General features: G+C 34.7%; 20 protein-coding genes and 1 riboswitch. Of the genes, 15 read left to right on the top strand and 5 right to left on the bottom strand.

All coding sequences use genetic code 11. From position 1 onward, the window contains the following. The first annotated feature begins 132 nt into the window (after window positions 1-132). Window positions 133-1,548 carry an OprD family outer membrane porin gene (locus A9G09_RS12385; RefSeq protein WP_176700993.1) on the top strand — a complete coding sequence of 472 codons (1,416 nt, stop codon included), beginning with the start codon at window positions 133-135 and terminating at the stop codon, window positions 1,546-1,548. A 9-nt stretch (window positions 1,549-1,557) separates the two neighbouring features. After that, window positions 1,558-4,233, top strand: coding sequence for a beta-N-acetylhexosaminidase (locus tag A9G09_RS12380; protein WP_065635138.1), 2,676 nt, complete (start codon window positions 1,558-1,560; stop codon window positions 4,231-4,233). A 69-nt stretch (window positions 4,234-4,302) separates the two neighbouring features. On the opposite strand, the gene rraB is transcribed toward A9G09_RS12380, so the two are convergent. Next, window positions 4,303-4,698 carry a ribonuclease E inhibitor RraB gene (gene rraB, locus A9G09_RS12375; RefSeq protein WP_065635137.1) on the bottom strand — a complete coding sequence of 132 codons (396 nt, stop codon included), beginning with the start codon at window positions 4,696-4,698 and terminating at the stop codon, window positions 4,303-4,305. A gap of 70 nt (window positions 4,699-4,768) precedes the next feature. On the opposite strand from rraB, the gene A9G09_RS12370 reads away from it, so the two are divergent. The 5 genes from A9G09_RS12370 to A9G09_RS12350 all read left to right on the top strand — a co-directional run bounded on the left by A9G09_RS12370 (window position 4,769) and on the right by A9G09_RS12350 (window position 10,264). Then, window positions 4,769-5,602 carry a PHP domain-containing protein gene (locus tag A9G09_RS12370; RefSeq protein WP_065635136.1) on the top strand — a complete coding sequence of 278 codons (834 nt, stop codon included), beginning with the start codon at window positions 4,769-4,771 and terminating at the stop codon, window positions 5,600-5,602. Window positions 5,603-5,709: 107 nt separating this feature from the next. Beyond that, on the top strand, window positions 5,710-6,330 hold the full coding sequence (locus A9G09_RS12365; RefSeq protein ID WP_065635135.1) for an L-threonylcarbamoyladenylate synthase: 621 nt from the start codon (window positions 5,710-5,712) through the stop codon (window positions 6,328-6,330). A gap of 171 nt (window positions 6,331-6,501) precedes the next feature. Continuing rightward, complete coding sequence (gene rluB, locus A9G09_RS12360; RefSeq protein WP_065635159.1) at window positions 6,502-7,419, top strand: 23S rRNA pseudouridine(2605) synthase RluB; 918 nt, start codon at window positions 6,502-6,504, stop codon at window positions 7,417-7,419. A 248-nt stretch (window positions 7,420-7,667) separates the two neighbouring features. Next, window positions 7,668-9,047: a hypothetical protein gene (locus tag A9G09_RS12355; protein ID WP_065635134.1), complete on the top strand. Its 1,380-nt coding sequence runs from the start codon at window positions 7,668-7,670 to the stop codon at window positions 9,045-9,047. 188 nt (window positions 9,048-9,235) lie between these two features. Further along, window positions 9,236-10,264 (top strand): hypothetical protein, encoded by a 1,029-nt coding sequence (locus A9G09_RS12350; protein ID WP_141671595.1) that lies wholly within the window; start codon window positions 9,236-9,238, stop codon window positions 10,262-10,264. Window positions 10,265-10,377: 113 nt separating this feature from the next. Here A9G09_RS12350 and A9G09_RS12345 read toward each other — a convergent pair whose 3' ends face one another. After that, window positions 10,378-11,394 carry an amidohydrolase family protein gene (locus tag A9G09_RS12345; protein ID WP_218056924.1) on the bottom strand — a complete coding sequence of 339 codons (1,017 nt, stop codon included), beginning with the start codon at window positions 11,392-11,394 and terminating at the stop codon, window positions 10,378-10,380. A gap of 985 nt (window positions 11,395-12,379) precedes the next feature. On the opposite strand from A9G09_RS12345, the gene A9G09_RS12340 reads away from it, so the two are divergent. Next, on the top strand, window positions 12,380-13,699 hold the full coding sequence (locus A9G09_RS12340; protein ID WP_141671594.1) for a hypothetical protein: 1,320 nt from the start codon (window positions 12,380-12,382) through the stop codon (window positions 13,697-13,699). A 30-nt stretch (window positions 13,700-13,729) separates the two neighbouring features. Continuing rightward, window positions 13,730-14,125 (top strand): hypothetical protein, encoded by a 396-nt coding sequence (locus A9G09_RS12335; protein ID WP_065635131.1) that lies wholly within the window; start codon window positions 13,730-13,732, stop codon window positions 14,123-14,125. Between the two features lie 228 nt (window positions 14,126-14,353). Here the strand turns inward: A9G09_RS12335 and argS are convergent, their stop codons facing one another. Then, window positions 14,354-16,087: an arginine--tRNA ligase gene (argS, locus tag A9G09_RS12330; RefSeq protein ID WP_065635130.1), complete on the bottom strand. Its 1,734-nt coding sequence runs from the start codon at window positions 16,085-16,087 to the stop codon at window positions 14,354-14,356. A gap of 337 nt (window positions 16,088-16,424) precedes the next feature. Between argS and A9G09_RS12325 the strand changes: the two genes are divergently transcribed. The 6 genes from A9G09_RS12325 to dinB all read left to right on the top strand — a co-directional run bounded on the left by A9G09_RS12325 (window position 16,425) and on the right by dinB (window position 23,401). Beyond that, a complete protein-coding gene (locus A9G09_RS12325) occupies window positions 16,425-16,922 on the top strand; it encodes a hypothetical protein (RefSeq protein WP_081297578.1) in 498 nt (165 codons plus the stop codon). 43 nt (window positions 16,923-16,965) lie between these two features. Continuing rightward, window positions 16,966-17,074: riboswitch (TPP riboswitch) on the top strand. 39 nt (window positions 17,075-17,113) lie between these two features. Then, entirely contained in the window at window positions 17,114-18,112 is a 999-nt protein-coding gene (gene thiB, locus A9G09_RS12320) for a thiamine ABC transporter substrate binding subunit (RefSeq protein ID WP_065635128.1), read from the top strand. 17 nt (window positions 18,113-18,129) lie between these two features. Continuing rightward, on the top strand, window positions 18,130-19,695 hold the full coding sequence (thiP, locus tag A9G09_RS12315) for a thiamine/thiamine pyrophosphate ABC transporter permease (protein WP_176700990.1): 1,566 nt from the start codon (window positions 18,130-18,132) through the stop codon (window positions 19,693-19,695). Then, window positions 19,682-20,386 carry a thiamine ABC transporter ATP-binding protein ThiQ gene (gene thiQ / locus A9G09_RS12310; protein ID WP_065635126.1) on the top strand — a complete coding sequence of 235 codons (705 nt, stop codon included), beginning with the start codon at window positions 19,682-19,684 and terminating at the stop codon, window positions 20,384-20,386. The genes thiP and thiQ overlap by 14 nt, the downstream gene beginning before the upstream one ends. A gap of 171 nt (window positions 20,387-20,557) precedes the next feature. Then, complete coding sequence (cptA, locus tag A9G09_RS12305) at window positions 20,558-22,264, top strand: phosphoethanolamine transferase CptA (protein ID WP_065635125.1); 1,707 nt, start codon at window positions 20,558-20,560, stop codon at window positions 22,262-22,264. A gap of 81 nt (window positions 22,265-22,345) precedes the next feature. Continuing rightward, a complete protein-coding gene (gene dinB / locus A9G09_RS12300; RefSeq protein ID WP_065635124.1) occupies window positions 22,346-23,401 on the top strand; it encodes a DNA polymerase IV in 1,056 nt (351 codons plus the stop codon). A gap of 124 nt (window positions 23,402-23,525) precedes the next feature. Here dinB and A9G09_RS12295 read toward each other — a convergent pair whose 3' ends face one another. After that, window positions 23,526-24,962 (bottom strand): 6-phospho-beta-glucosidase, encoded by a 1,437-nt coding sequence (locus tag A9G09_RS12295; RefSeq protein ID WP_065635123.1) that lies wholly within the window; start codon window positions 24,960-24,962, stop codon window positions 23,526-23,528. Window positions 24,963-24,975: 13 nt separating this feature from the next. Further along, window positions 24,976-26,850 (bottom strand): glucose PTS transporter subunit IIA, encoded by a 1,875-nt coding sequence (locus A9G09_RS12290; protein ID WP_065635122.1) that lies wholly within the window; start codon window positions 26,848-26,850, stop codon window positions 24,976-24,978. Window positions 26,851-27,000 lie beyond the last annotated feature (150 nt).

The following is a 27,000-nucleotide window of genomic DNA, read 5'->3' as shown; positions in this document are numbered from 1 at the left end:
ATAAACCGCTTGTCAAAATAGGCGTTAATTGTCATTTATATAAGAATAAGTTAGTGATTTATTTTTGCAAAAAAATTTTTAAAGTGGAGCTGTGACTTGTTGTATAAATAAAATAATTTTAGGGAAACAAACATGAATCTAAATATGCTTGCAATTATACCATCCCGTTTTCATCTTCTAACAAAATATATTTTATTCTTTTCTTTTTGTTACATTATTAATCCTGTATATGCCGTTTATGAAAATAACTTTGTTGATGATTCATCGCTCACAGGGAATGTATTTTTTTGGAATCGTGATCGAGAAAGAAAAAATATTGAAGAACATAAATATGAAAAAAATCTTAGGCACTCATCTTTTAACACAAATTTAGATTTTAAATCGGGTTATATGGCTGATCGATTTGCAATTGAGTTAGGTGGTTATGGTGCTTGGGAAGTCAGTAACGGTGGCAATGGACACCCTAATGAAATTGGTTTTAGTGGTGCCAATACCCGATGGGATGAGGATTGGAAGAAAGATGTCAGTGGGCTGAGTTTTTATAAAGCATTAGTAAATTTTAAACTCGACGACAAATTTTGGCTTAGAGCAGGGTATATTCAACCTTCAGGTCAAACATTATTGGCGCCACACTGGAGTTTATTACCCGGTACTTATCGAGGTGTGGAGTTTGGTACTTCGCTTGATTTCGATGATGTCGGTGCTTTATCTATGTCGTATATGTGGACCGATAAATACAAAGCGCCTTGGTATAAACGACTTTATGAATTTAAACAATGGGGCAAAGGAAAAAAAATTGATTATTTACATTCAGCAGGTTTGAAATATGACTTTAAAAATGATTTGGTGCTAGAAACAGCTTTTGGTCAAGCGCAAAATTATATGAACCAATTTTTTGGTAAAACCTCCTATAAAACCGATATATTTAATAATCCACTTACCATGAGTTATCAATTTTATGGTGCTAAAGATCAATCTCATAAAGGAAAAAACGTTTATGATGGTTTGGCGTGGTTGCAAGCAGCTACTTTAGGTTATCAAATGGGGCCGGTTGGTCTACGACTTGAAGGTGTGGTTGTTAAAGCGAAAGGAGAACAGGGCTTCTTTTTACAGCGAATGACGCCGGATTATGCTTCTTCAAATGGTCGATTAGATGTGTGGTGGAATTCACGTTCTGACTTTAATGCCAATGGTGAGAAGGCGATATTTACTGAAGTCACTTATGATTTAGGCGATCTATCACATTATTTAACCGGTTGGAAAGCAGGTGTGTCTTATGCTTATGGTTGGGATGCGAAACCGAGCAAAGACAAACAGTATAATCAGAAGAAACGTTTAATTGAATCAGCTTACAATTTTGATTTAGGTTATACCGTACAAAATGGTTGGATAAAAGATACGTCTTTACAACTTCATTATACTAGATATAACAATCACACCAATATCCCTAGCTGGGGGGGCGGATACGGTAATATCTTCCAAGATGAACACGATATCAAATTTATTGTTACTGTCCCTTTCACCATTTTCAATGCTAAACAAAAATAGGTAATTGTCATGATAAAATTTAAATCAGCTATTATTGCTACATCGATAGCATCATTATTCAGTATGGGCGCTACGCAATCAGTTAACGCTTCACAAAAACTTGTCGATACCATGAGTTCACAATTACGCTTGAATTATCATATAGTCGATAATAATGCTGTAAATCATGGTGTAGATTGTGCTGCATTGGGTGCAGATTGGGCATCTTGTAACAAAGTGACGTTAACACTTAAGAACACCGGTCCTGCGATAACTGACAAAGATTGGGCAATCTATTTTCATAATATTCGGATGATATTAGCCGTCAATAATGATCAATTTAAAATTACCCATGTTACAGGTGATTTGCACAAGCTTGAACCGACTAACAAATTCAAAGGCATTGCAGAGAAAGCTATTGTGAACATCCCTATCATTGGTGAATATTGGCAAATTAGTGAAAGTGATGTAATGCCTAGATGGTATGTCACCTCGTCAAATGCTGAACCCAAAGTGATTGTTAATACGGATACCGATTCTGACAACCTATCGGCATTTGTTGAACCTTTAGGCGAACAATGGAAAATATCCCCCAATGATCATAATATTTTAATGACACCTGAAAATCGTTATCAACATAACAACGATATACAACTTATTAATGCCGACTTGTTAAGAGGGCAGATTTTGCCGACGCCATCGAAACTTACTGTTGGTAAGGAGATGGTTGCACTCAATGAAAATGGTGTTAATTTAGTCCTTAATGGTTTAGCAAAAGAGAGCGAATCGGTATTACATGAACATTTTAAAGTATTGAATATCCCTGTTAGTCATAAAGGCTTTAACATCAAGGCTTCGATTGATAAAAGTGCATTTGAGAAAGGGGTAAAAGGGAGTTATAAGTTAGATATCACCCCTGAAGGGGCAACCATTTTAGCTTTTGACCAAAGTGGCATTTTTTATGGTGTAGAATCGATATTATCTGTATTACATGCCAATAATCCTCAAGTTATCCCTGTACTTTCAGCTGAGGATGCCCCGCGATTTGAATATCGTGGAATGATGTTAGATACCGGTCGAAATTTCAAAAGTAAAGAAGCGGTATTACAGTTACTTGATACGATGTCAAAATATAAAATGAATAAATTTCATTTCCATTTGAGTGATGATGAGGGGTGGCGAATTGAAATTCCAGGTTTACCTGAACTGACCAATTTGGGTAGTAAACGTTGTCATGATTTGAGTGAGAAAAAATGCTTATTACCACAACTCGGATCGGGGCCAAATAGCAATAATAGTGGCAGTGGATACTTTACTCGAGCAGATTATATTGAGATAGTAAAATACGCCAATGCTCGTTTTATTGAAGTCATTCCAGAAATTGATATGCCTGCTCATGCTAGAGCCGCTATTAGGTCGATGGAAGTGAGATATCAACGCCTAATGGAAGAAGGACAAGAACAACAAGCTAATGAATATCGATTAGTTGATCCAACCGATACATCAAATACAACAACGGTACAATTTTATAATCGACAAAGTTATCTTAACCCGTGTTTGGATTCTTCGAAAAAATTTGTTAATAAAGTCATTAGTGAAATCGCTAAAATGCATGTTGAAGCGAAACAACCTATTACAACCTGGCATTTTGGTGGTGATGAAGCAAAAAACATTCATTTCGGTAATGGTTACCAAGATATCAATGCCACTCAAAAAGAGGCTGGTAAAGGTTTAATCGATCAAAGTGTTGAAGATCATCCATGGGCAAAATCACAAGCCTGCCAAACCTTTGTCAATACTGGCGTAGTTGAAAATTTTGAACATTTACCAAGTTATTTTGCCCTCGAAGTAAGTAAAATCATTAAAGACAATGGGATTAATCGCATGCAAGTTTGGCAAGATGGTGTAAAATTTGTCACCAATGCCAACTCCTTTGCCACCGATGAAGTGATTGTCAATTTTTGGGATAACTTGTATTGGGGTGGGTATGATTCAGTAAATGAATTTGCCAATAAAGGCTATAAAGTGATTGTGTCTAATCCTGATTATATCTATTTAGATATGCCTTACGAAGTTAATCCAAAAGAAAGCGGGTATTATTGGGCCGCTCGTTTTAATGATGAACGCAAAATTTTCAGTTTTGCGCCAGATAACTTGCCACAAAATGCTGAAACTTCTTTTGATCGTAATGGTGATACTTTTGCAGCTAAGGGTACAATGGATTGGCCAGGTGCATATGGATTATCAGCACAAATCTGGACTGAAAATATTCGCACAGATGAGAAAATGGCTTATATGGCCTATCCTCGATTACTCAGTGTTGCAGAACGCGCATGGCATAAAGCCGATTGGGAAACAAATTATCAAAAAGATCGCCAATTCCAACAAGGTGAAAGCCATTATGTTGATCAGCAAAAACTTTTTAATGATTGGAACCAATTTGCCAATTTATTAGGGCAACGAGAACTAGCTAAATTAGATGCGGCTTTAGTTGATTATCGTCTACCTGTCCCTGGAGCAAAAATTGAAAATGGTAAATTGATAGCAAATATTGTTTTTCCAGGTTTAAGTATCGAATATTCAATTGATAAAGGACAGCAGTGGCACCATTATCAAGGTCCAGTTTCGGTTAATCATGACGATACAATTCTTTTGCGTAGTGTTTCACCAAATCAGAAAAGAAAGAGTCGTATCGAAGAATTATAAACATTAATGCAGTAAATATTCTTATCCGTAAAATATGCGGATAAGAATGTCGTTTACTATTTTTTATGATTAGTGGAGGGTCTCAGCAGATTCGTCTTCAATAAAATCATCATCACTACCATCTTCATAATAGGTACCCCATCCGTCATAATTGACTTTAAATTGATTGGCTAGCGTGATTATTTCAGCAATTTGTGCGTTAATAAGTTCGGCATTAAGAGGGCTTTCTGCAATAATATCAAAGCCAATAACTAAATTACCCGCATCATCGACATCTTCATCGGGATCGGTTGCTTCATAGCCTAATTTGTAAGCTTCTACTGCAACCTTTTCTAAATTATCAAAATTCTGTGACGAAATATGATGTTCAATCAAATACAGTGCATGAGGATCGCTACCATCATCTAAAAGTTCCTCAATAATAGCTAATGTATCTTGCTGAGCAAGCATAATTTGATCTTTCATAATATACCTTTTAGTGGTCATACAAATTGTGTGGTATATTACACGTTTAAAAATAATTATCGAGAAAAAAATGATCGTTGACTTACATTCGCACACTACTGCATCGGATGGTCTTTTAAAACCAGCTGAGTTAGTCAAAAGGGCTGTTGATAATAAACTTAGTATGCTGGCAATCACCGATCATGATACCGTTAAAGGGTTACCCGAAGCCAGAAATACTATCGAAAATGAAAAATTACCCGTTAAATTAATTTGTGGCGTTGAAATATCAACAGCCTGGAAAAATAATGAAATACATATTGTTGGCTTAAATATTGATATTGAAGATCCTCAATTAACTGCTTTGTTATTAACCCAAGAGCAAGGTCGCATAGATAGAGCAAAAGCTATTGGTAATAAATTGGCTAAAGTAGGTATTGAAAATGCTTATGAACAAGCTCAAGAATATGCTAAAGGTGATATTGTCTCACGTGCTCATTTTGCTCGTTTTTTAGTGGCTAAAGGTTATGTAAAAGATGTGAATCGAGCCTTCAAAAAATATTTAGGCAAAAGTGGTTATGCTTATGTGCCTTCGCAATGTTGCACGATTGAACAAGCGGTAAAAGCGATACATAATGCGGGTGGGCAAGCAGTACTTGCGCACCCTAGTCGTTATGATTTAACGTTAACTAAGTTAAAACTTTTGCTTAGTGATTTTAAACAATTTGGCGGTGATGCAATGGAAGTTTCGCAAAGCCGACAAACACAAAGTGACCTACAATTATTAGCTAAACTCGCAAATGAATTTGGATTACTTGCATCACAAGGATCGGATTTTCATGATTTGGTTAATTATCTTGATTTAGGTAAAACGACACCATTACCAAGCAGTGTTACGCCAATCTGGCATAATTGGGTGTTATAAATAAAAATTGATAACAAGATACTTCAGACTAATATCGTTAAAATTATTAATTGTGATCATTTAAACTAAAATGATATGTTAAATATAAAATTGGATTAAACAACATTATGAGCCAAACTTTTTATATTCATCCTGATAATCCACAAACCCGATTATTAGAGCAAGTGGTAAAAATATTGAATGATGGTGGCGTAATAGCTTTTCCGACCGATTCTGGCTATTCACTTGGTTGTTTGTTAGATAATAAATATGGTGTAGATCGTATTTGTCAAATTCGTCAGTTAGATAAACATCACAATTTTACGCTAATGTGCCGTGATCTTTCAGAACTTTCATCATACGCTTTTGTGGATAATACTACATTTAGATTATTAAAAAATAATACACCAGGTCGTTATGTTTTTATTTTACAAGCAAGCAAAGAAGTGCCACGACGATTAATGAATGAAAAACGTAAAACGATTGGATTACGTATTCCTGATAACAAAATAGATCTGACTTTATTGGAATTATTAGGTCAACCCTTGATGACAACTACATTAATTTTACCCAATGATGCTCAGGCCCAATCCGATCCCGATGAGATAGAAGATAAAATTGGTCATCAACTTGATGCGATTGTACATGGTGGCTATATTAGTGAACAACCAACAACCGTTATAGACTTGACCCATGACTATCCTGATATTATTCGTCAAGGTAGTGGTGATATTACGCCATTTGAATAGCCGTTTTTTTGTAGGTTATTTTAATATACATAATATTTTGAATAGATAAGTGATACCTGAGAAGGTAACAGTGAGGACAATATGAAACATAGCACATCAGCAGTTTCAAAATATGAAAACACAGCAGATAAAAGAAAAATAAAAAACAATAAGTCAACAGACAAACCAGTAATGCTGCAAAAATCATTTTCGACAAAGCGAGCATCGTCTGTACACGATAACAGCGAAAAATTACAGAAAGTCTTAGCTAATTTGGGTAATGGTTCTCGCCGTGAAATTGAAGCTATGATCGCAGCAGGTCAAATCAGTGTTGATGGCAAGATTGCAACATTAGGTGATCGTGTTGATGTAAATGCTAACCCTAAAATCCGTATTAACGGTCATTTAGTACAACTTAGAAGTAAAGAAAAAGAAGTTTGTCGTGTGCTTGCCTACTATAAACCAGAAGGTGAAATTTGCTCTCGTAATGATCCTCAAGGTAGAGCAACCGTGTTTGAACGTTTGCCTCGTTTAAAAAATGCTAGATGGGTGAATATTGGTCGACTTGATATTAATACTTCGGGATTACTACTATTTACTACAGATGGTGAACTTGCCAATCGGCTAATGCATCCAAGACATGAAATTGAGCGGGAATATGCGGTTAGGGTTTTTGGTAATGTGACTGATCAACAAATTAGCCAATTGCGCAAAGGTGTACAATTAGAAGATGGTCCTGCGGCATTCAAGTCAATTAAAGCACAAGGCGGTGACGGTCTGAATCAATGGTTTAATGTCGTTATTACAGAAGGTCGTAATCGAGAAGTACGTAGAATGTGGGAAGCTATCGATGTTCAGGTAAGTCGATTGTTACGTATTCGTTATGGTAATATTACGTTACCTAAAGGATTATCACGTGGCACATGGATGGAATTAAGCCTTGATGCTGTCAATTATTTACGTGAAATTGTTGGTCTACCTGCCGAAATAAAAAGTTTTACTGCAAATTCTACTTCGAGTAAGTCTAATGTTCGGCCTAAACGCATCAAACTGAATAACTTATCAAGATCGTCACGCCAAGTGACAGCGAAAAAGCCAACTCGCAAATAAAATTTCTCCTCTCAATGAATTCAATATTATTGGGAGGATACTTTCAACAACGCTATCTTATCTTTTCAAAATGAAATTTAATTTAGATTTTTGCTCATAACTATAGCAAAAAAAGTTAATAAATCGCCTAAAATTTTTTATAAACTTAGTCAAGCTGATTAATACTGAGTTAATTAGTGATAAAAAAACAAACGATTATCATCTGCAATGGATTGATAATTTAACTAAAATTTTTGAAAGGAAATATGATGCGGTTAACTATAGCAATTTTTTTAATTTTTCTTTTAACAGCCTGTCATACTCGTACTGCTGACGATGCATATAAAGAAGGAAAATATTTAGAAAGTATCAGTTTATTAACCACCAGTATTGAAGAGAAAGGTGAGAGTAAATTTGATAAAGATAGTGCTGAAAAACTACGTACTTTAGTTAGTAATATTACAGCACATTATGAAACAAGTTTAGCTAATACCGCAACCACAGATTATCAGACTCGCATTGATATCTATCAAAGCTTGCTGAAAATGAAAATGATGTTAAGAGATCGTTTTTATAGCCAAACAGTGAGTTTTTTCAATGATAAATACAATATTGAGCAGTTAGAACAAACCATTGCTAAACAATATTATGATTATGGTAATTCAATTACGGGTACCGACAGCCAAAGTTATCTACAAAAAGCTACTTTATATCAAAAGGGGTTAGAGCATTATAATTACAAAAATATTCAAACCCTATATCAAAATGCCAATACCAAATATATGCAAGTGGCTGCCAAAGAATTTTATGATTTTGGAAAAAAGATGGCACAAGATGGCCAATATAAAAATGCCGCAGAAGCCTTTAGCAATGCTTCGCAAGTTTATCAGCCATTAGGTAAATATAAAGATAGCGATAAACTATTCACTTATTATGATAAAAAATATCGCACGCAAGAGGCCGAAAATTTTTATCGACAAGGCGAAGAACTGATGAAAACGGCTAATCGACATGCGACTTATCGTAAGGCTGCGGAATATTATTCTTCTGCAGCTTCTATTTATCGACCTTATGGTGCTTTTCGTGATGCCAGCTATAAAGCTCAGCAATGCGCACAAAGAGGTGTTGTTACTGTGAATTACAGAGGCACTATTTTTGATTCAGAAGTTCGCAGTGCACTCAATAGCAATTATATTTCTTTTTATGGTTCAAATCCTGATGTGATTATTAATATTACCCAGAAAGAAGACTTTTCAGATTCCGGTGAAACAGTGAATAACGAAAGTAAAAGTGAGACCATTGTCGAAAAAATGGTAGATGTAACTGACGATAAAGGTAATACCGTCAAAAAACCAATTTATAAAGAACAAAAATTTAATCTAAAAACAATAACGCATTCAAATAAATTAAGAGTCACAACTTATATCAATGTTTCTGGTGCATTTTCTTATTCGCAACAATTTGATGTAGAACAAAGTTCTTCTAAAATTGATTACATCTACTCAGGTGATGTACCGCATAACTATCATAATCAAACTAAAGGTACGTTAGAAACAAAATCAAGTTTAGCGAATAAAATACAAGATCAGCAACGATCGCAACTGAAAAGCTATTTGAGCCAAATTGCGGGTACTATCTCGTCTTTATAATAGCTAGCCGATTGTTGGCAAATTTATATCGCAATGAATAACAATAAAATCGCTATAAATATGAATTTAAGTAGAGATTATTGAATACAAAATAAATGGATATTTTTTTGAGTTTTAAACATATAATTTTATCTAACAAATTAGAATAATGTAAATCATTTTCTATTTATCAAGGATACATTTAACAGATGAAAGGAAGAATTATGAGGAATATCATCGCTGTTTTTTTTATGTTTTGGTTAGCGAGTTGTAGTCATACACGCACTTATGAAGAGGCGTATAATGAAGGAAACTACCTTCAAAGTATTAATATATTAGCACTCAATATTGAACAAAAAGGTATAGCTAAATTCAAGCAAGAAGATGCTGAGCATTTGCGCAATTTGGTTAATCGTGTGATGGTTAAATATGAAGCAGACTTAGCTGATAGCGCGGCTAACGATTACGAAGATAAAATTTCCACTTATAATAAATTAATGGAAATGCATGATCGCTTAAGTAATCAATTTTATAGTAATGAATTAACGTTTTTTTTTAATGCATATAGTCGTTTGGACATAAATGAAAATCTATTTAAATGCTATGTTATCAAGGCTAATTCAATAGTAGCGACAGATATTGAAGGATATAAGGCTAAAGTCGATTTATATCATAATGCGCTTGAATTAAAACCTTCCAGAAATATCCAAAAATTATATGATATTAATAATAATAAATACACTATGTTAGTGATAGAAAATCTTTATCAAAAAGCTAAAGAGTATGCTGATTATCATAATTATGAAGATGCAAGAAAAACATTAGAACAAGCCAAAAAGCTTTATTATTCCGTAAAAATAAAAAAATATAAAGATATCGATAAATTAATAGATGATTATTGGGATAAGGAGCAAGCCTTGTTTGAGCAACGACTAATTCGTGAACAACAAGAAAAAGAACAAAAGAGAATAGCAAATAGATATAAAACAAAGGTATACTGTGCAGATACACAATGTGAAAATGCTGTAAATTATGCGACACATTATAGTTCAGATATTGTATTTGTTCGTAATGAAAGTGAAGCCGATGCTAAAGTGTTCTTCCAAAAGCAAACTGATGGTGCATTAAATGTATATTGTGATACAGATAGATGTAAAGAGAAAGTAAAAAGAGAAGTTAGAAATAATAATGTTAATTTTGTCAGATATGAAAATGAAGCTGATGTCATTATAAAATGATAAAAAATATTAAGTTTGATTAATCGATAGTAGTAGCTATATAACGATCCCACAATAGATTAAAAACTGTGGGATTTTTTATTGGTCTAATTTTATTGTATTTCATTCAATTATTATTCAAGTCCTAATACCATTCGTCCGTTTTTGGTAGCGACATTTACCACATTGTCTAAATCGGTATACCGACATCCTGTAACGAGTAGTTTAAGCTCTTCCCACATGTTGCCTGTTGAAAATGGTAACATATAATCACTGACATTATCGGTACCAATCGCAACAGGAATACCCGCAGCGGCAAGTTCATCAACAGGAGTAAGAGAATTACGAGTAGGACCTTGTTCTTCACGGCGAGGGCTATCGATCCATGCAAATGGGCAAGCGATGACCATCATTTTCGCTTCTTTCATTTTTTTATAGAGTTTTTGACGATATTCCAGACTATGCGCAGTAATTGAAATACTATGAATTGCTACTACGCGTCCGTGCATGCCATGTTCCAAAGTTTTATCGGTGAGTTGTTCGGTTTCAATCTCGTCTGAGGAGTTAAATTGATCAACATGAACATGGACCATTTTGCCTAATGATTTTCCCGTTTGCATCAATACATCAAGATGTTTTAGTCCCATTCCTTCACCATGATCACGTTCATCACGACGTGGTAATCCACCAATGATATCGACTAAATCTGCACCTTTATCAAACCAATAACGTGCTTCTTTATCAATAACACCTTTAAGGGTTTGATTGACTAATTTTATGATAATGTCATTTTTATAAGTTTCACGAGCTTTAAGTGCGCCTTTGATTGCTCGTTCTTCAGCAATAGGGTCGATATCGACAAATGATCCCATGGCACTGACCCCTTGTTCGATCATTCGCTCAACAGCCATGCTGAAATGGCGGTAATAATCGTCTTCACTCATCGACGCTTTGACTTTATCTAGCGTATCCCATTTTTCAATTAAAGTCTGTTTTTGATAAACATCAAAACTGTCAACAGTGATCGTAAAAGCACGATCGGCATGCATATGTGAATTAACCCAACCGCCATTTTGTTTAATTTTATTCATTAAATATGCTTTTAAACTCTGATCTCGACTGGTTAATAACATCTTTTTATTATCGGTCATAATGTGCCTCTACGATTCAATTATGCAAAATTTGATAAAATAATAGATAAAAAAAATCCCCCTAATAAGGAGGATTAAAAAATAAATCAACAATATTGTTTAGGACTGTTGATTTATATTTTGTCATGGTCAACTACTCTTGGTTGCTTAAATAATTTGAAAGAATTTTAACGAAACTATTTTTAATATCAAGTACTGTTCTTATAAAAATATATAAATAAATGAAATGGTTAAAGTATTATTTTTTAGATTTTTATATTCTAAAATAGCAAATAAAATATTGTGGTAGCTTATTACAAGTTATAAATTAATCGATAACTCTCTATTTTATATGAATAATTAATTGTCCAAAAATCGAGACCAACAACAGCATTATGCGATTTATTGTCAATCTCAAAAAGTGCAATATTGCTTTGTTTAACACTATAGAGTATATGGATAAATTGGATTTTAGTGCAAAATATAGCGTCGAATTTTTTATGATTTTTGATCGCTTAACAAACATTTACATAAATATACATTACAATTTTATTATTCTATTTTACTATTAGATTGCATTTTTGATATTATCGCGCACAAATACGTTGCATTAGATGATATACATAAAAGCTAATATATTGTATTTTTTGAAAAATTTAATCAAATTAGCTACAAGGAGTAGTAAAAATATGTTAAAATATGGTCTTAATCGGGCATCGGGCATCGGGCATCGGGCATCGGGCATCGGGCATCGGGCATCGGGCATCGGGCATCGGGCATCGGGCATCGGGCATCGTTTTTATTAGTTAATAGTTATAATAATTGTCATCAAGAGTTTCATTCTTCATACAAAAATCCATTTTCAAATTCATCTCTTTATTTTTTCTATATCAATAAGCCTACTAATATCCCCTTATTCAGAGTTTTTTTAAGAAAAAGGATAGTAAAAACAGGTTTATGTGCGCTATTTTTGTCAATGTTGTTTATAGTAATATCGATAAAGCCGGTGTATGGTCTAACAGCACAAACAGCGCAGGTAATAAATGGGACAAGTCCTTATTTAACGTATGACAATGGAAAGACAGTATCAACAACAATATTACCACTCTTATCGTTAACGTTACCGAATAATAAGGTGATAAGCGCGTTGGAAGACAAATCATCAGTAGTCGAGCCCATTGTGATAGAAAAAGTGCCGACAACTTTTAATGATATCAAAACCTATTTACCTTTCAACAATTATCCATCAATGCCGTTAGCCAATGCGATAGTGGCAAATAATTATTGGCGTGATGGAGATGGAGATAAACTTTTTACCGTAACGGGTTATATGAAAGTGAAATGGGAAACGTACGATGGTGAAGATGTGACCGATTATGTGAAATCGAATCCGAATAGTGAGTTAGATGCGTGTAAATCCCCTTATAAATTATCACTCAGTGCTGGTGATGGTGCTTTAGTAACCCGTTATGGTATACCGGATATAAGTCTATTTACGGGTGCAAGCCACAGTTATTATATTTCCTCTAAACCTCAATTTTGTTATGCTAAACCCTATGCTATTGAAAAAATGCCACAATTTCAGTGGTTAAGTTTTGACAGTAGTAATACATTCATTGGTTGGAACGATTCACGTTATACGTCAAGGACAGCTGTTGGTGGTGGCTATACAGCAGATTATGTGCCTAACATGGGGTTCAAAGCGAGTCCAACTGCATCTGGCGGTAAAACATTTCCGACTACCGGTTTTCCTGGTGCAAAATTTCAGTTAATAGTGACAGGCTCTCCTACTAGTTATAGTTTTAGTATTCCCAATAATCCTGGGGGACAAGTGACTATCGATCCACAGGGTTATGTCTCACTAAAAGGTAAACCAACAGGTAATGTTACAGTACGAGCTACATTGAAACGAGATCCAACAATTAAATTTGATTATACCTTTAATCCAACCAGTGTTTGGGCGAATCCGGTTAAGGATTTTTTTGATATCTGGAGTGTTGCTATTCAAAAATGTGGTGTAAATAATTTGTTCTCTTATTCGGAGTTAACCAATACACCTGTTGATGATCGTTTAAATGGTTATTTTGAGATTATAAATGGTTATACAAGAGCCATTGGTCAAGGACTTTTACCCGAATGGGGATATTCAACTCAACAAACTTATCCTGATTCAGGATGGCGAGATGAAAAAGATAGATATTGGACAAAAGATATGTACTATCAAAGTAGCTATGGTACTCATCTTGATGTTAGTTCAAGTTCAGGTCTTTTAGGGGTTGATGCTGAAGGAATAGGTTTTCCAGACTATTTAGTTTGTCGACAATAACGGCTTTTCATCTGTTTAGTTGGTATAAAAATGAAAATTGATGAGAAGTTAGATTTATTGAATCAATATCAAGGTATTTTATTATTTCGTGAAGGATTATTTTTACGTGCGTATAATCAGTCTGCCTACATTTTAAATGAGATACTTGGGCAACAGCTAAAATTGAAATTTTATCAAGCTACAGGTGCTCGAAATCAATGGATAGTTAAGTGTGCCTTTCCGGCAAATAAGATAAATGAACGTTTACCGGGAGCGGCCTTAACCTCTTTTGGTTACCTAATTGCTGGTGATTTTGATTTAACGGCTTATGGTCAATGGTTTGCGCGACGTTGCCTTGAAGAGAATGAAATGAACGAAATGGCAAAAGTCGACTCCGAGTCGTTATTAACGACGAGCCGTCGGCGTCGGAGCTCGCGCTGTATTTGAGCAAAATCTAGACAATAGCTAACTGCTATTGTCTAAAGAGAAAATAGCTTATTTATGTGTATATCACATTATTGTTATTGGACAAAGCTGGCACAATATTGCGGATCATAAAATAGACCGTCTAATTGGTGTTTTTAAAATTAGAACAATTGCCAAGAAGTTTGAGAAAAGGTGTGCGTTTTAAAGAAATAACCACCGATGATGAATTTTATCGGTGGTATGCTAATGTTACATTTTTTCGACAGTTTTGATACCTAACATATCAAGCCCGATTTTGAGCGTTTTAGCGGTTAACGAAGCCAATTTTAAGCGGCTTTGTTTCAAGTTTTCGTTTTCCGCAGTTAAAATAGGGCAATTTTCATAGAAACTAGAAAATAGGGTAGCGATATCATATAAATAGGCGCAAAGCACATGTGGTGTACCTTCTGCGGCAACGTTCGATACGGTTTCATCAAATTGTATTAATCGAATCGCTAGTGCTCGCTCTTTATCCGTACCTAGATAGATATTACCGCTTAAACTATCTTCGTTGATATTTGATTTTCTAAACACCGACAGTACACGTGTATAGGCATATTGTAGATAAGGTGCAGTATTGCCTTCAAATGACAACATATTATCCCAATCAAAAACATAATCGGTGGTACGATTTTTGGATAGGTCGGCATATTTCACTGCGCCAATCGCTACTGCATCAATCACTTTGGCAAGTTCTGTTGGAGAAAGATCGGGATTTTTATTTTTAATAAGTGCTTCTGCACGCTCTGTTGCTTCGTCAAGCAGGTCGTTTAATTTTACGGTATCACCTGAGCGAGTCTTAAACGGCTTGCCATCTTTACCTAGCATCATACCAAACATATGGTGCTCAAGTTTTAAGGATTCTGGTACATATTTCGCTTTATGCACGATATCCCAAACCTGTTCTAAGTGTTGGTGTTGACGTGAATCGGTATAATATAAAATACGTTCAGCATGAAGTGTTTCGTAACGATATTTAACACAGGCAATGTCGGTTGTTGCATAAAGATAGCCACCATCACGTTTTTGGATGATAACGCCCATGGGTTCGCCTTCTTTATTTTTATATTCGTCTAGAAAGACTACGATTGCGCCGTCACTTTCAACTGCTAATTTTTTCTGTTTTAGATCGGCAACAATGCCTGGTAGCATGTTGTTATAGATGCTTTCGCCCATCGTATCTTCAATCGATAATGTGACATTAAGGCGTTTATATGTGGCAATATTTTGTGTCATGGTGATATCCACCAGTTTTCGCCACATTTCACGGCAATATTGGTCACCACCTTGAAGTTTTACTACATAATTACGGGCTTTTTCGGCAAAGGCTTCGTCTTCGTCGTAATGTTTTTTAGCTGCGCGATAGAACGATTCTAAATCCGAAAGTTCCATGTCGTTGGCATGTTCATTTTCCATCTTTTCAAGATAAGCAATTAACATTCCAAATTGGGTTCCCCAATCACCAACATGGTTGGCGCGGATAACATTATGACCAAGAAAACTTAATACTCGTACACTGGCATCACCAATAATGGTTGAGCGTAAATGCCCAACGTGCATCTCTTTAGCAACATTGGGTGCGGAGTAATCAACCACAATGATTTGTGGTTTTGCGGGTAAAGTAATATTGAGTTTATCACTACTTAGCGCTACTTCGTTTTGTTCAGCAATCCAACTATTTTTTAAGAAGATATTAATAAAACCGGGACCAGCGATTTCTACTTTATCGGCAATATCATCAATATCAAGATGTTGCAAGACTTTTTCAGCCAATGCGCGTGGCGGCATTCCCAATTTTTTAGCAGTAGACATAATACCATTAGCTTGATAATCACCAAATTGAACTTTAGCGGATTGCTTGATTAAAGCATCACAGTTTTTATCAGCACCGGCCATAATCATTGCTTGGGAAACACGTTGTGTTAATAGTTGTTGAATATTCACACTGAACCTAATTAATTAAAATAAAATGCCCAATATAATACTGATAAATTGATAAATTGTCACTCTGGGATTAGTTAAGGACAAGTAAATAGCTAATTTTTATATAAATAAAAATCTTTTAAATTAGAGGTGATATATTAACTTAACTATAAAGTAGATAAAAAATTAAAGAGAAAATATGTGCCAATATTTGTTTAAATGCCTGATTATCAATGTTTTTTAGTTTTGTTCAACTTTTGTATTTGCTCGCGAGCATCTGCAAGAACTCAAATTATCGATAACTTCTTCACAATTGACAAAATACTATAAACAAAATGACCATGGTGAAATTGTTCTTTTGGACAAGTATGCAAAACTCACTCGCCCCTTAAATGAGCAAGAGATCGATTTCCCGATTCAAAATACGTCCTATGAATTTATTCCCATCCATGAAGGAATTCGTTATTACGAAGTAGGTGGTTTTATGCGGAATAATTATCTCTATAAAGTGATTATTTATAATTGGTATGGGATATCTGATACTCCATTACTTAATATTCAACTAAATAGTTATGATGAACAAGGTAAATTGCTTGATGCGGTGCTTTTAGATAGTCAATATTCTTATGAGGATGTGAGTTGTTTTATTAGATTTTCGGTCAATAAGGATTTAACTATAAACCTAAAACATTATGTGACTTACTATTATGATGATGAACATGAATATGGTGATGAGGCTGGTTTAATAAAAGATCCTAAACCGGAATTTTATAACGGAGAGCAATACAAGATTAACAATGGTAAGTTTAAGCTAATTTATTCTAAAATGGCAAAGAAGTTTGAATGGCAACAGTGAGTGACAACTATTTACAATTGAGCTTTCACCGACTACACTAATGCCGTTCTCAACGGGGTGCCCTAATGGGCTGAGAGTGTTAGTTAAGTTAACATAACCCGTCGAACCTGAACTGGATCATGCCAGCGGAGGGATTTGAGTTATTATATCTGCTCAAACCTTTTGTCTTTTTCTTGCTATTTGGAGGCAAAATGTTTCGTCAATTGTTGTTATCAACTGTTATATTTATATCATTATTTTGGGCTAATTTTTCTGTCGCACAGCAACCGACTTTAACCGTATATAGCTATAACTCTTTTATGTCGGAGTGGGGACCTGGAGAAGCTATTAAGCAGGGTTTTGAAGCTCAATGTCACTGCCAACTAGAAGTGATTACGTTAGGTGATGGTGTTTCAATTTTGAATCGTATTCAGCTTGAAGGTAATAAAACCAATGCTGATGTTGTCTTAGGTTTGGATAATAACCTACTTGAGCAAGCAAAATTAACAAATATTTTTATTCCACACCAGATCGATAAACCCGATAATCTCTATACCGACTGGTGGGATAATGAGTTTATGCCATATGACTTCGGTTATTTTGCCTTTATTTATAATAAACAGAAGATAAAAAATCCACCGCGATCTTTGCATCAGTTAGTTGACAATAAAGCTCATTGGAAGATCATTTATCAAGATCCTAGAACTAGCACACCTGGATTAGGTTTGCTCTTGTGGGTTAAAAAAGTTTATGGCGATGATGCTTCGCAAGCATGGCAAAAAATAGCTGAAAACACCGTGACAGTAACTAAAGGTTGGAGCGAATCTTACGGTATGTTTTTGAAAAATGAAGCAGATTTTGTATTAAGTTACAGCACTTCCCCTATTGCACATATAATCAATGATAATGATCATCGTTTTGCTGCCGCTATTTTTGATGAGGGGCATTACCGTCAAGTTGAAGTGGCTGCTATTGTAAAATATACACAACAACCAGAGTTAGCTCGCCAATTTTTACAGTATTTATTAACACCTGACGTTCAACGTCAATTTGCTGAAAAAAATGTCATGTATCCAATCATAAAAACCGATTTGCCAGCGGCTTATCAACAAATTGATACAGTGAACAAAGCCCTTGAATTTGATGCAAAGCAAGTTGAATTAAATCAGAAATCGTGGGTGCGTGAATGGCAAGTTGCTGTCAGTAAATGATGTTATAGGAACGAATATTGAAATTCCAATCCTTAATTCCAGGTATAAGTGCTGTTGGTTTGATTTTGCTCATATTAGGCACGGCACTTATTGCGCTTTGGGGATTTGCAATTCGAACCGATAATATAAGCATTTATTTTGATCATTATTTATTGCATATTATTTGGGTAACAGTTTTGCAAGCTGGTTTATCAACTTGTTTAGCCATCATATTGGCAGTATTGATGGCGAAAGCATTAGCTATGGTAGACTTTCCTTGTCAAAGATTACTCATCAAAATAATGCCGGTTACCTTTATTTTACCGACTTTAGTTGTGGTTACTGGTTTGCTTTCAGTGTATGGTCAGCATGGCATCATTTCGTTATTTTTTCAATTTTTTAATCTACCAATTGAATTATCAATTTATGGTTTGAAAGGTATATTATTAGCCCATGTGTTTTTAAATTTTCCTTATGCTTGTTGTCTGTTTTATCAATCCTTAAAAAGTGTTCCTGTCGAACAAAAACAGTTAGCTGCTCAGTTGAATTTTTCTACTTTTACTTTTTTTAAGTTGGTTGAATGGCCATTATTGCGTCGACAAATCTTACCAATGGCAGCACTGATTTTTATGTTATGTTTTTCAAGTTTTGCAATTGTGTTAGCACTTGGCGGTGGGCCAAAATATACCACTATTGAGGTAGCAATATATCAGTCGATCCGTGATTTTGATCTTATACAAGCCGTGTTACTTTCTTGTTTACAACTGATTTGTTGTATTGGTTTTCTTATCATTATGCAAAAAATAAATCGAATCAAAACAATGAATATTCGATTTGCTCATCAAAATTACCAAATTCCGATTCCCTACTATTTATCATTGATCAGTTATGTCATCATTTTGATTGGGAGCTTATTTATTTTATTACCTTTGGTTACAATATTGATTGAAGGTATTTATTTTTTCAAATTTGCCTTATTAACAGTGGCACTTTTAAAAGCACTGATCACCTCAATTATCATTGCAGTAGGTTCTGCTTTTATTGCAATGTTTCTTGCATTATTGTTACTTTGGACCAATAGCCGATTATTGATTAATCAACAAATTAAATGGAGCAATCGTTTAATGTTAATTGGTTCATTAATTTTAGCCATTCCAAGTATGGTTTTAGCCTCAGGGCTTTTCTTATTATTATTTCAATATGCCGACAATATAATTATTATTTCGATATTAGTTATGTTGTGTAATGCACTCATGGCGTTACCTTTTTTATTAAAAAATCTTTCAATCCCCATGTATGAAGTGAGTTTGCGTTATTGGCAGCTTTGCCAATCGCTGAATATTGAAGGTTTAACACATTTTTACTTGATTGAATTTAAGGCATTAAAAAAGTTAATGGCAATGAGTTTTACTTTTGCTGTTATTTTATCATTTGGTGATTTTGGTGTTATTGCTTTGTTTGGTGGACAAACCTTAACTACCTTACCTTATTATTTATATGAGCAAATATCACATTATCATTATCAAGAAGGTACTGTGACGGCTGCAATTTTATTGATTTTATCTTTTAGCTTAATGGTTGTGATGGATTATGATCGAACTTAATCAAGTAAATTATCATTATGATAATTTTGAAATGCATTTTGAAATTAATATTGCAGCAAAAGAGCATGTCGTAATTGTTGGACCAAGTGGTGCAGGTAAAAGTACTTTATTGAGTTTAATCGCTGGGTTTATTTTTCCAAACTCAGGCACAATTAAACTTAATCATCAAAATATGACAAAAATCGCGCCGGGCAAACGCCCTGTGTCTATGTTATTTCAACACAATAATTTATTTAGTCATTTAACTATACAACAAAATATCGCTTTAGGTATTAAACCTTCATTAAAATTAACAATAACCGAGCAAGATAAAATTGCTGATATTTTAACGCAAGTCGGTTTAGATGGTTTTGCTACGCGTTATCCAGAACAATTATCAGGGGGACAACGTCAACGAGTAGCGCTTGCTCGCTGTTTGATACAACATCGCCCAATTTTATTGTTGGATGAGCCTTTTTCAGCACTTGATCAAGCTTTACGTCATGATATGTTATTGTTAGTTAATCAAATTTGTCATCAATATGATTTAACGCTAATAATGGTATCGCATTATTTAGATGAATCATTGAACTATTTCTCGCGTTGTTTAGTGGTAGATGATGGGCAGATTATATTTAATGAACGACCTGCTCAATTAATGCAACCACAGCATAATGCTGTTGCAAAATTGTTAGGTATAAAAATTGACTAATATGATAATAATGTTAATTTAGTGATAACTTTATCAATTATATATTAAGTTTTTTTTATTTTAGTAACTATGGTTGTAATTAATTAGCAACTTTAATAAATACCTTAAGGTTTTATTAATCTCAAAAAGATAACTTATAAAACTTAATTATTCCTTGTTGAAAAAAAAGTTATGCAAAAATTTAACCAGTCTGCAAAATTTAGTTGGTCAAATCTTATTTTTATCATTCTATTTTTTTGCTATTTTTCTTGTGCTTTACAGTTTTATATTGCCTTATCTGGACACTCCAACTTTATTGGTTTGCGCGATGCAATAATTTATAGTTTGATTTGGCTTATTCCTGTTTTGTTTTTTCCTAATTATACCCGTAAAATCACCGCTGTTTATGGAATAATTGTTGGTGGCCTGTCTTTGATTTCAATCGGATATTTTGTCATTTACCGACAAGAATTTTCACAGAGTGTATTTTTTGTCATGGCGGAATCAAACTTCAATGAATCACATGAATTTATTCAACAATATTTGAATTGGAAATTGGTGGTTATCCTTGTTGTTTATATTTTAATTGCAATTTATTTGTGGAAAAAAGTCAAACCTGTTTATGTTAAAAATGGTACCAAGTGGATAGTATCTATGCTAATTGCTATTTACGCGATAATGCCGTTAGTAATTAGCTTAACTGTGAAAAAAAACACCTTTGAAGAGGCGTATAAACATTTATTAACACGTATGGAAACCACAGTACCTTGGCAATTAATCAATAGTTACATAGCTTATCGTTCGCAATTATCTAGTATGGAAGATATCTTAAATCACTTGCAAACCTTACCAAAGTTAGAAAATTTAACCGATGCTAATGGTGATACGCCAAGAACTTTGGTGCTAATTATTGGTGAATCCACCACTCGTAATCGCATGGGGATTTATGGTTACGGACGCGATACGACGCCTCAAATTGAACAATTTAAAAAGGATAATCCAGATTTATTCGTATTTAATGATGTTGTATCTTCAAGGCCGTATACCATTGAAATTCTACAACAAGCGTTAACCTTTGCTGATGAGCGGCATCCTGATTTATATTTGAAAACTCCCTCACTAATTTACTTGATGAAACAAGCTGGTTATAAAACGTTTTGGATCACTAATCAACAGACAATGACGGAACGTAATACCATGTTAACCATGTTTTCAAAGCAGGCTGATGAGCAGTTTTATATGAATAATGATCGCAATCAAAGTTCAAGGCAGTATGATGAGTCTGTTTTTCCGCCTTTTAAAACTGTGTTAGCCGATCCTGCAGAAAAGAAATTTATTGTTATTCATCTACTTGGTACGCATATGAAGTATGAGTTTCGCTATCCAAAAGATGGCGAGCATGATCGTTTTCGCGATAAAACCGGCGTTACTTATCCTTTAGATGATGATAAGTTAGATGTTTATAATAGTTATGATAATGCGGTCAGTTATAATGATTATGTTACAACAACCTTGTTTAAAATGTTTAAACAAAGCCACGAAAATGGTTTTATCTTGTATTTTTCTGATCATGGTGAAGATGTCTACCAAACTCCACCTCATGATGTATTAGGTCGTAATGAAAAAGCACCAACGAAAACCATGTACACCGTGCCATTTATGCTTTGGCAATCACCGCAGTGGCGGGCAACACATCCTAATAATTATCAAAACTATGTTGATCGTAAATACAGTACTCAAGATTTGATTCATACTTGGTCTGATTTGGCTGGACTAAGTTATAACTTATATGAACCGCAAAAAAGTATTGTTAATCCTAACTTTCATCAATCAACTCGGTGGATAGGCGATCCTTATGATAAAAATGGATTGATCGATTTTGATAAATTATCACACTAATTTATTGTCGATTTGCATGTGTACTTAAGGTATGATATTGTATATTTATACAGTTATATCTTAAGTAAAATTATACCCTTTATGCGAAAAATTATTCATATCGATATGGATTGTTTTTATGCTGCAGTTGAAATGCGAGATAATCCTCGTTATCGTCATCTACCTATTGCAGTAGGTGGCGATCCGCGCAAACGAGGTGTTGTTGCAACAGCTAATTATTTAGCACGTCAATTTGGTGTACATAGTGCAATGTCAACAGCACAAGCGATAAAACTATGTCCTAATCTTAAAGTAATTCCTGGTAGACATGCAGTTTATAAAGAGGTATCAAATCAGATTCACCAAATATTTGCGCGTTATACTTCTGCAATTGAAACACTTTCGCTTGATGAAGCTTATTTAGATGTAACAGAGTGTAAACTTTGTCATGGTTCAGCAACGCTTATTGCCCAAGATATACGCCAAGCTATTTTTAATGAACTTGAATTAACTGCGTCAGCCGGAGTTGCACCTTTAAAATTTTTAGCAAAAATTGCATCGGATATGAATAAGCCTAATGGTCAGTATGTCATTAGGCCCGAACAAGTGAACCATTTTATTGAACAGTTACCACTTAATAAAATTCCTGGTGTAGGTAAAGTGACCGAAAAAAAACTGGCTGAATTGGGCTTATTTACTTGTAACGATGTTGTTAATTACGATCTTACTAAACTACTTAATCAGTTTGGTAAATTTGGTCGAGTGTTATTTGAACGATGCCAAGGTATTGATGAACGCGAGGTCTGTAATGATCGACAACGTAAATCGGTAGGCGTTGAACGCACGTTAATCGATGACATTTATCAATGGGAAGCATGTTTAGACCAACTCGAACCGTTGTATGATGAATTAGAGAAAAGATTAAGCAAAGTTAGAACAGATCTATCGATCGCAAGACAAGGAGTCAAATTCAAATTTGATGATTTTCAATTAACCACACAAGAACATGTCTGGCCAAAATTAGATAAACAAGATTTAATTGCTCAAGCTTATAAAGTATGGCAAGAAAGACGTAATAATCGAGGCGTCAGGTTAATTGGTTTTCATGTTACATTAATTGATCCACAATTGGATAAACAGTTAATTTTCAATTTTTGATGATTCTGAAAATGTTTGTCAGTCAATCATTGTGTTAGCTGGCGATTAAAAATATAACGTGTATATGAGGATTTTACTTGTAATAATAAAATCCTCATTGTTGCTAATCAAACATCAAACGGCACTATTTTAAATTAGCACCATTGGTGGCAATGACTTGTTTATACCATTGAAATGAATCTTTTTTATAGCGTTTCATTGTGCCGTTACCTTCATTATCACGATCGACATAAATCACGCCATAACGTTTTTTCATTTCACCTGTAGTGAAAGAAACCACATCAATAATTCCCCATGCGGTATAGCCCATCACGTCAACGCCATCATAGTCAATAGCTTTTTGCATCGCTTTAATATGTGCGCCCAGATATTCAACGCGAGGTTTATCATGAATTTGATTATCATGTTCTAATTCATCAATTGCACCAAAACCATTTTCCACAATAAATAAAGGTAACTGATAGCGATCATATAAACGGTTAAGTGTATAGCGCAAACCTTCAGGATCAATTGGCCAGCCCCAGTCACTGCTTTTTATATAAGGGTTTTCAACTGCATTAGGTAGTGCACCATTGACGATATTATCACGGTTATCATTTTTCACATCAGCTTTTACGACAGTTGACATGTAGTAACTAAAGCCGATGTAATCAACAGTACCTTGTTTCAAATAAGCTAAATCTTCTTCAGTAATATCAAGTTTGTAGCCTTCGCGTTCAAACTCTTTTAATGCATATGCTGGATAATAGCCACGAACATGTACATCAGGGAAAAAGAAGCGCTGATGCATTGCAATTTCTGACGCCATCATATCTTCAGGATTACAAGAGAACGGATAAATAGGTACATGAGAAACCATGCAACCAATTTGAAAATCTGGGTTAATTTTTTTACCAGCAATCACAGCTTTAGCACTCGCTAACAGCTCATAGTGTGCAACTTGATAAAGCACTTCTTGAGGGTTTTCCCCTGGTTTAACTTGCACACCTGAATTAGTCCAGAAGAAGATCGGGTTACTGGTATCCATTTGGTTATTGATCTCGTTAAACGTCATCCAGTATTTGACTTTGTGTTTATAACGTTCAAAACAGGTAATAGCAAAACGCTCAAAAAACTCTACGGTTTTACGATTACGGAATCCACCATAGTGACGGGCAATATGCAGTGGCATCTCGAAATGTGATAGGGTGATAACAGGTTCAATGCCATTTGCGATTAATTCATCAAACACCGCATCATAGAATTTTAAACCTTCTTCATTCGGTTCTAACTCATCACCTTTAGGATAAATTCTCGTCCATGCAATGGAAGTACGCAGACATTTTAGACCTAACTCTGCAAATAGCTTAATATCTTCTTTATAGTGATGATAAAAATCAATAGCTGTATGATTCGGGTAAAATTTACCAGCTTCAATATCTTGAGTAATTTGTCTTGCTACACCATGCGCACCCGCTGTCATCACATCGACAACGCTTGGGCCTTTGCCTCCTTCATTCCAGCCGCCTTCAAATTGATGGGCAGCTAATGCACCGCCCCATAAAAATGTTTTTTGCTTCATAACTTTTTCCCTATTATTGCTTAATTTTAAATATAATATCTTTAGGTGTAACTTCTGTATTTTCCGTTAAGATAATTTGTTGATATTGATCGGTATTGACAATAATAATTGGTGTAATTAGTGGATATCCTGCTTGCTTGATAGCTTGAGGATCAAAACTAATTAATAAATCACCTTTTTTCACTTTTTGATTAAGTTCTACATGATAACTAAATTCATTATTTGTCAAATTAACGGTATCAATTCCAACATGGATCAGTAATTCAACACCATTATCTAATGTTAAACCAATAGCATGTTTAGAACTTGCAAACACAGCGGTAACTTGTGCATCATCAGGCGCATATACATGATTATCTGTTGGTTCAATTGCAATACCTTCTCCCATAAGTTTTTGAGCAAAAGCAGGATCAGGAACTTTACTAAGTGGCAATGCTTTACCTGACATTGGACTTGTTATTTCTACATCGTCTAATAATACTTTAGGGGTATCATTTTCAATCTCATTTGATTGTATTTGTTTCGCTTCGCCCGTTCCTAAAATTTGGATTATCAACACAGGACCGAATAATGCAATTGCTGATCCAATTAAAACGCCAATAAATGAACCAGGATGTTCAGGATTAATCGCATTGACAATAGTTAATGGCCCTGGTAATGCGGCATAGGTATAGTAATAGGGTGAAAACAAACCAGCAACAATCCCTCCAATTGCACCACATAAACAACCATAAATGAAAGGCTTTTTAAAGCGTAAATTAACGCCATAAATGGCTGGTTCGGTAATACCAAATAGTCCTGTCACGAAAGCGGATAATGATACACCTTTCATCTCTTTGGTTTTGGTTTTTAGGTAGAAACCTAATGCTGCACCAACTTGACCAATAACGGCGATAGTTTGGAAAGCTTGGAATGAGTCTTGACCATACTGGTTAATATTTTCAATGATAACAGGTGTAATACCCCAATGTACGCCAAATATGACAAAGACTTGCCATACAGCGCCAATTATTCCACCTGCAACAGATGGTGCAAGGCTAACTATCCAGTTATAGCCATGAGCAATATAGTGAGCAGCGCCAGCGGTTAATGGTCCAATAGCTAGTAAGGTTAATGGCACCATAATCACTAAACAGATAAGTGGCATTAAAAGTGGTTTAATAATACTGTGTAAACGTGGTTCTAAAAATCGTTCAAGGTAAGATAGCAACCAAACTAAGAATAAAGGTGGCAATACTGTTGATGTATAAGTGGTTTCAGATAAAGCGATACCAAATAGATCAACTCCTTGCCCCGATTTTATTAGAGCCGCAAGTTCGGCCCATGTTGGCGATAATAAAGCTGCACAACAAGCGACCGCAATATAAATATTACAACGAAAGTGTTGTGATGCTGTAATTGCAATAAAAATAGGTAAAAAGGCAAATGGTGCCCATGAAATAAAGTTGAAGACTTGGCAAGTCCCCGTTTTTTCAAATGCTGGGTAAGCGAGTTTAATTAAAATTAAGATCCCTTGTAGAATTCCTGATGCAGCCAAAACATAAACAAAGGGAGCAAAAACAGCTGACATTGTGGCGATAATACGATTTAAAATACTACTTTTGCTATTTACATCAATTTTATTGTTTCCACTCATTAATTGAGTAAATGCATTATAGACTTTGTCTACATTGGTGCCGATAACAACTTGAATCTGCCCACCTTTTTCAACCACGGTGATAACACCTGGCAAATTGGCGATTTTCTCTTTTGCTTCAGCTGGGGTGGTTTGAGTAACGACACGCAAACGTGTTGCACAACGCGCTACAGAAACAATATTATTTTCGCCCCCTAACTCATTTAATATATCAACTGCTAATTTATTATAATCTCTAATTTTAGATGACATCAATTAAACTCCTTTTAACAGGTAAGTGAGCATATATTATCCTTAAATTAAAAATTGTTAATGACCAATTATATTGTTTGTGATCTAGATCTAACTTTTCATTCACTTTGTTTAAAAAACTTATCAACCTGTATAAAATATATAACGTTT

It is taken from the genome of Gilliamella sp. wkB292, assembly GCF_001690235.1.
GTDB classification, from domain to species: domain Bacteria; phylum Pseudomonadota; class Gammaproteobacteria; order Enterobacterales; family Orbaceae; genus Gilliamella; species Gilliamella apicola_F.
This window is presented reverse-complemented; position numbering and strand designations above follow the sequence as displayed.

What these genes read in the sequence shown, in the direction of transcription:
- A9G09_RS12385 (WP_176700993.1), top strand. Translation starts at nt 133, where the DNA reads ATGAATCTAAATATGCTTGCAATTATACCATCCCGTTTTCATCTTCTA.
- A9G09_RS12380 (WP_065635138.1), top strand. Translation starts at nt 1,558, where the DNA reads ATGATAAAATTTAAATCAGCTATTATTGCTACATCGATAGCATCATTA.
- rraB (WP_065635137.1), bottom strand. Translation starts at nt 4,698, where the DNA reads ATGAAAGATCAAATTATGCTTGCTCAGCAAGATACATTAGCTATTATT.
- A9G09_RS12370 (WP_065635136.1), top strand. Translation starts at nt 4,769, where the DNA reads ATGATCGTTGACTTACATTCGCACACTACTGCATCGGATGGTCTTTTA.
- A9G09_RS12365 (WP_065635135.1), top strand. Translation starts at nt 5,710, where the DNA reads ATGAGCCAAACTTTTTATATTCATCCTGATAATCCACAAACCCGATTA.
- rluB (WP_065635159.1), top strand. Translation starts at nt 6,502, where the DNA reads ATGCTGCAAAAATCATTTTCGACAAAGCGAGCATCGTCTGTACACGAT.
- A9G09_RS12355 (WP_065635134.1), top strand. Translation starts at nt 7,668, where the DNA reads ATGCGGTTAACTATAGCAATTTTTTTAATTTTTCTTTTAACAGCCTGT.
- A9G09_RS12350 (WP_141671595.1), top strand. Translation starts at nt 9,236, where the DNA reads ATGAAAGGAAGAATTATGAGGAATATCATCGCTGTTTTTTTTATGTTT.
- A9G09_RS12345 (WP_218056924.1), bottom strand. Translation starts at nt 11,394, where the DNA reads ATGACCGATAATAAAAAGATGTTATTAACCAGTCGAGATCAGAGTTTA.
- A9G09_RS12335 (WP_065635131.1), top strand. Translation starts at nt 13,730, where the DNA reads ATGAAAATTGATGAGAAGTTAGATTTATTGAATCAATATCAAGGTATT.
- thiB (WP_065635128.1), top strand. Translation starts at nt 17,114, where the DNA reads ATGTTTCGTCAATTGTTGTTATCAACTGTTATATTTATATCATTATTT.
- thiQ (WP_065635126.1), top strand. Translation starts at nt 19,682, where the DNA reads ATGATCGAACTTAATCAAGTAAATTATCATTATGATAATTTTGAAATG.
- cptA (WP_065635125.1), top strand. Translation starts at nt 20,558, where the DNA reads ATGCAAAAATTTAACCAGTCTGCAAAATTTAGTTGGTCAAATCTTATT.
- dinB (WP_065635124.1), top strand. Translation starts at nt 22,346, where the DNA reads ATGCGAAAAATTATTCATATCGATATGGATTGTTTTTATGCTGCAGTT.
- A9G09_RS12295 (WP_065635123.1), bottom strand. Translation starts at nt 24,962, where the DNA reads ATGAAGCAAAAAACATTTTTATGGGGCGGTGCATTAGCTGCCCATCAA.
- A9G09_RS12290 (WP_065635122.1), bottom strand. Translation starts at nt 26,850, where the DNA reads ATGTCATCTAAAATTAGAGATTATAATAAATTAGCAGTTGATATATTA.